Raw genomic sequence first — 5425 nt, 5'->3', positions numbered from 1 at the left:
GTGCGGCGCCCCGCTCGCCTCCCTGGGCCGGGCGCGGCGGGAACGTGAGGTGTCGCAGGCTGCGATCGGGCATCAAAAGAGCGTCTTCCCCTAGGTGACTACGGCGGTTCCGTCGTGAGCTTCCTCTCCGTGAACGCACCGCACGACGACCGCGTTCCCGAGGTTGCTCTTCCGTGATTCCCCGCGAACGCTACCGTCCGGCCGGACACCCGTCCCGAGGGGCCCGTCCGGAGTGCCGGTATCGTTGCTGACGGCCGGCCGCTTCGTAGACTTCCCCGTATCCGGGGACGTGAAGCATTCGTACGACCGTACAAACCGGCCGAACACGGATCGCAACGCGAGAAAGGGCCCCATCGTGGCCGCCACCTCCGCCGGCCCGGCAGCCAAGCGCCTAGTCGTGCTGGTCTCCGGCTCCGGCACCAATCTGCAGGCGCTGCTGGACGAGATCGCCGCCGCCGGCCCCGAGGCGTACGGCGCCCGGGTCGTGGCCGTGGGCGCCGACCGCGAAGGCATCGAGGGGCTGGCCCGGGCCGAGCGCGCCGGCATCACCACCTTCGTGCGGAAGGTCAAGGACTACGGCACCCGCGAGGAGTGGGACGCCGCCCTCGCCGAGGCCGTCGCCGCCCACGAGCCCGACCTGGTGGTCTCCGCCGGCTTCATGAAGATCGTCGGCAAGGAGTTCCTGGCCCGGTTCGGTGGCCGCTTCGTCAACACCCACCCGGCCCTGCTCCCCAGTTTTCCCGGTGCCCACGGCGTCCGCGACGCGCTCGCGTACGGCGCCAAGGTGACCGGCTGCACCGTCCACTTCGTTGACGACGGCGTCGACACCGGGCCGATCATCGCCCAGGGCGTGGTCGAGATCCGCGACGAGGACGACGAGAGCGCGCTGCACGAGCGCATCAAGGAAGTCGAGCGAAGGCTGCTCGTAGAGGTCGTGGGACGGCTCGCCCGCCACGGCTATCGCATTGAGGGACGAAAGGTAGTTATCCAGTGACCGCCGAGAGCAACGCCAAGCGGGCCATCCGCCGTGCGCTTGTCAGCGTCTATGACAAGACCGGGCTCGAAGAGCTGGCCCGCGGGCTGCACGAGGCCGGTGTGGAGCTGGTCTCCACCGGCTCCACGGCCGGCCGGATCGCCGCCGCCGGCGTCCCCGTCACCAAGGTCGAGGAGCTGACCGGCTTCCCCGAGTGCCTGGACGGCCGGGTGAAGACCCTGCACCCCAAGGTGCACGCGGGCATCCTCGCCGACCTGCGCCTGGACAGCCACCGCGAGCAGCTCGCCGAGCTGGGCGTGGAACCGTTCGACCTGGTCGTGGTGAACCTCTACCCGTTCCGCGAGACCGTCGACTCCGGCGCGTCGCCCGACGAGTGCGTGGAGCAGATCGACATCGGCGGCCCCTCCATGGTCCGCGCCGCCGCCAAGAACCACCCGTCCGTGGCCGTGGTCACCAGCCCTGAGCGGTACGCCGACGTGCTGGCCGCGGTCGAGGACGGCGGCTTCGACCTCGCCGCGCGCAAGCGGCTGGCCGCCGAGGCGTTCCGGCACACCGCGGAGTACGACCTCGCCGTCGCCTCCTGGTTCGCCGCGTCCTACGCCCCCGCCGACGACTCCCGCTTCCCGGACTTCACGGGCACCACCTACACGCGCGAGGCCACCCTGCGCTACGGCGAGAACCCGCACCAGGCCGCCGCCCTGTACGTGGACGGCACCGGCGGCCTCGCCGAGGCCGAGCAGCTGCACGGCAAGGAGATGTCGTACAACAACTACACGGACACGGACGCCGCCCGCCGTGCCGCGTACGACCACGACGAGCCCTGCGTCGCGATCATCAAGCACGCCAACCCCTGCGGCATCGCGGTCGGCGCGGACGTCGCCGAGGCGCACCGCAAGGCGCACGCCTGCGACCCGGTCTCCGCGTACGGCGGTGTGATCGCCGTGAACCGGCCGGTCAGCAAGGAGATGGCCGAGCAGGTCGCCGAGATCTTCACCGAGGTCATCGTGGCCCCGGACTACGAGGAGGGCGCGCTGGAGGCCCTCACCAAGAAGAAGAACATCCGCGTGCTGAAGGCGCCGGGCGCCCCGACGAACGCGGGCGAGGCCAAGCACATCGACGGCGGTGTGCTGCTCCAGGTCACCGACCGGCTCCAGGCCGACGGCGACGACCCCGCCAACTGGACGCTGGCCAGCGGCGAGGCGCTGTCCGAGGCGGAGCTGAGGGAGCTGTCCTTCGCCTGGAAGGCCTGCCGCGCGGTGAAGTCCAACGCGATCCTGCTCGCCAAGGACGGTGCCTCGGTCGGCGTCGGCATGGGCCAGGTCAACCGCGTCGACTCCTGCAAGCTGGCCGTCGAGCGGGCCGGAGCGGAGCGGGCCCGGGGCGCCTACGCGGCCTCCGACGCCTTCTTCCCCTTCCCCGACGGGCCGCAGATCCTGATCGACGCCGGCGTCCGGGCGATCGTCCAGCCGGGCGGCTCGATCCGTGACGAGCAGGTCGTGGAGGCCGCCAAGAAGGCGGGCGTGACCATGTACTTCACGGGCACGCGCCACTTCTTCCACTGAGCCCGGTACGGCACAGGCCGCGTCCCGTCCGGGTGGACGGGACGCGGCCTGTGGGGTGTGCCGGTGCTGTCGCGGCTCAGTACCGCGGGCGGTTGAACCAGGCCGAGCCCTTCGAACCGCCGACGAAGCAGGCGATCAGGATGGCGAGCACGGTGTGCACCAGGCCGACGAGGATGAACGGGTAGATGCCGAGGATCGCGGTGATGATGCCGTAGACCAGCGTCGTGATGCGGATGCCGTTGCCGCCGTTGCCGAACTTCAGCGCCAGCACGATGGTGAGCACCGCCCAGGCCGCGGCGAACAGCGCGAACGCCCACAGCAGGCCCGACGAGTAGTCGGCGAGCTTCTGGAAGGCGGCGTCGTCCCTGAGTTCGTTGTCGTTCTTCGCGGCGTGCACGCTGAGGGCGCTGAACGCGAACAGGCCGACGCCGATGACCTGCAGGGCGACGATCACCCACATCATCACCCGGGCCGCGCTGACGGTGCCGGGCATGGTCTCGGGCGCCGGCGGCATGCCGTACGCGCCGACGGGCGGCGCCTGCGGGTAGCCGTAACCGGGCTGCTGGCCCTGCTGCGGGTAGCCGTAGCCCGGCTGCTGCGCCTGCGGGGCGCCGTAGGGGTTGTTCGGGTCGCCGAAACTCATGGCGGACTTCCTCCGTCGTGTTGCTCAAGTGCGGGGACGACGCGCGGCACGGTGCGGAGGAGAGTTCTACAGAAATGCGGTCCGTCCCCCCGGTACTGCCCGCGGCACTGTGTGCTCATCGTTCTTTAACAGCGTCTTACTTGTCCAGCCGGGCCGGGATGTGTTGTGCAAGTGCAACATCAACAAGCGTGCCGTGGCACCCGGATTGGAACCGGGACCGGGTCATCCGCGAGGATGGGGACATGACCGCCCAGATTCTCGATGGCAAGGCCACCGCAGCCGAGATCAAGTCCGATCTGACCGCCCGCGTGGCGGCGCTGAAGGAGAAGGGCGTCACGCCCGGCCTCGGCACGATCCTGGTCGGGGACGACCCCGGCAGCCAGAAGTACGTCGCCGGCAAGCACCGCGACTGCGCCCAGGTGGGCATCGCCTCCATCCAGCGCGAACTGCCCGCCACGGCCACCCAGGAGGAGATCGAGGCGGTCGTCCGCGAGCTGAACGACGACCCGGCCTGCACCGGCTACATCGTCCAGCTGCCACTGCCCCGGGGCATCGACGAGAACCGCGTCCTGGAGCTGATGGACCCGGCCAAGGACGCCGACGGCCTGCACCCGATGAACCTCGGCCGGCTGGTCCTGAACGAGCCCGCCCCGCTGCCCTGCACCCCCAACGGCATCCTCACCCTGCTGCGCCGCCACGGCGTGGAGATCAAGGGCGCCGAGGTCGTGGTCGTCGGCCGCGGTGTCACCATCGGCCGCCCGATGCCGCTGCTGCTCACCCGGCGCAGCGAGAACGCCACCGTCACCCAGTGCCACACCGGCACCCGTGACCTGTCCGCCCACCTCAAGCGCGCCGACATCGTCATCGCGGCGGCCGGCTCCCCGCACCTGATCCGCGCCGAGGACGTCAAGCCCGGTGCGGCCGTCCTGGACGTCGGCGTCTCCCGCAACGCCGAGGGCAAGATCGTCGGCGACGTCCACCCGGACGTGACCGAGGTGGCCGGCTGGATCTCCCCGAACCCCGGCGGTGTCGGACCGATGACCCGGGCCCAGTTGCTGGTCAACGTGGTCGAGGCGGCGGAGCGCAGTGCCGGCTGAGAACGCCCGCGGGCACGCGGAACCGGCCTCACGGGAAAGGGGCGCCGCGCCGGCCGGGCCGGGCCGCGCGCGCCGCCTCCCGCGCGGCGGCGGGCGGATACCGCCCAGGCGGTGGCGTACGAAGGACACCGCCCGGCCCGAGGGCGGCGGGCGGGCCGCGCCCGGCGACGCCCCGGCGCCCGCCCGGCAGTGGCCGCTGCTCACCGTCGTCGGCCTGGTCGCGCTCGGCCTGCTGGTGACCACGCTGGACGCGTTCCGCGCGGGCACGCTGATCATCGGTCTCGCGCTGCTGGGCGGAGCGGTGCTGCGCTGGCTGCTGCCCGACGTCGGCATGCTCGCCGTGCGCTCCCGCTTCACGGACATCGCCACGTACGGCGTCCTCGGGCTGGCGATCGTCCTGCTGGCGCTGATGATCCAGCCCGACCCGCTGCTGAAACTGCCCTTCCTGAAGGACATCCTGCACTTCACGCTCACCAAGTAGCGCCCGCCGTACGCCAGGTGGCCCGCGCCTCCGCCCCGAGGACGCGGGCCACCTGCCGTATCCCCCCGTCCCCGCGCCGTGGTGGGCCCCCGCCTGTGTGCGTCCGGCTCCGGGAACTGGGATCCTTGGTCAACGCATCCCTGTGGGTGGCCGGGGTGTGTGAGATCGACAGCACGACCGGGGGAAGAGGGGGAACCCATGCCTCGATGGAAAGCCTTGCCGGACGATCTGGACCCGCAGATCAGGGAGTTCACCGACGAACTGCGGCAACTCGTGGACCGCGGCGGTCTGGGCATCGCGGCACTGGCCGACCGGACGGGCTACGGCACGACGTCCTGGGAGCGGTACCTGGACGGCCGGCTGCTGGCGCCCAAGGGCGCGGTCATCGCCCTCGCCGAGGTCACCGGCACCCCCACGGGCCCGCTGACCACCCTGTGGGAACTGGCCGAACGTGCCTGGAGCCGGGCGGAGCTGCGGGACGGCAGCACGCTGCAGGCACTGCGGATCGCGGAGGGGGAGAGCGAGCCTGAGAGCACCGGACCGAGCCTCGCCAAGGGCGTGGGCCGGGCCGCCGGGAAGGGCGCCGGCGTCAGCGCCGGACAGGACGTCGGCAAGGGGCTCGGCAAGAGCTCCGGGAAAGCCTCCGGG

The 5425-nt window shown here is 71.5% G+C and carries 6 protein-coding genes; 5 read left to right on the top strand and 1 reads right to left on the bottom strand.

From position 1 onward, the window contains the following. Positions 1-355 precede the first annotated feature (355 nt). Positions 356-994, top strand: a complete 639-nt coding sequence (gene purN / locus H5J33_RS22130) for a phosphoribosylglycinamide formyltransferase (protein WP_181796661.1) — start codon at positions 356-358, stop codon at positions 992-994. Continuing rightward, positions 991-2556 (top strand): bifunctional phosphoribosylaminoimidazolecarboxamide formyltransferase/IMP cyclohydrolase, encoded by a 1566-nt coding sequence (gene purH / locus H5J33_RS22125; protein WP_181796660.1) that lies wholly within the window; start codon positions 991-993, stop codon positions 2554-2556. Before purN ends, purH begins: the two co-directional genes overlap by 4 nt. Before the next feature lie 76 nt (positions 2557-2632). On the opposite strand, the gene H5J33_RS22120 is transcribed toward purH, so the two are convergent. Further along, positions 2633-3199, bottom strand: a complete 567-nt coding sequence (locus tag H5J33_RS22120; RefSeq protein WP_181796659.1) for a hypothetical protein — start codon at positions 3197-3199, stop codon at positions 2633-2635. A gap of 242 nt (positions 3200-3441) precedes the next feature. On the opposite strand from H5J33_RS22120, the gene H5J33_RS22115 reads away from it, so the two are divergent. The 3 genes from H5J33_RS22115 to H5J33_RS22105 form a co-directional block, all read left to right on the top strand. After that, positions 3442-4296, top strand: coding sequence for a bifunctional methylenetetrahydrofolate dehydrogenase/methenyltetrahydrofolate cyclohydrolase (locus H5J33_RS22115; protein WP_030600916.1), 855 nt, complete (start codon positions 3442-3444; stop codon positions 4294-4296). Continuing rightward, a complete protein-coding gene (locus H5J33_RS22110; protein WP_181796658.1) occupies positions 4286-4777 on the top strand; it encodes a DUF3017 domain-containing protein in 492 nt (163 codons plus the stop codon). The genes H5J33_RS22115 and H5J33_RS22110 overlap by 11 nt, the downstream gene beginning before the upstream one ends. Before the next feature lie 216 nt (positions 4778-4993). Next, a partial coding sequence (locus H5J33_RS22105) for a helix-turn-helix domain-containing protein (protein ID WP_399552902.1) occupies positions 4994-5425 on the top strand: 432 nt, incomplete at its 3' end.

The organism is Streptomyces sp. WELS2 (genome assembly GCF_013870595.1).
GTDB lineage: Bacteria > Actinomycetota > Actinomycetes > Streptomycetales > Streptomycetaceae > Streptomyces.
The sequence above is the reverse complement of the archived record's forward strand: the minus strand, read 5'-3'. Positions and strand labels throughout refer to the sequence as shown.

Coding starts and splice junctions, on each gene's coding strand:
- H5J33_RS22120 (WP_181796659.1), bottom strand. CDS start 3,199: ATGAGTTTCGGCGACCCGAACAACCCCTACGGCGCCCCGCAGGCGCAG.
- H5J33_RS22115 (WP_030600916.1), top strand. CDS start 3,442: ATGACCGCCCAGATTCTCGATGGCAAGGCCACCGCAGCCGAGATCAAG.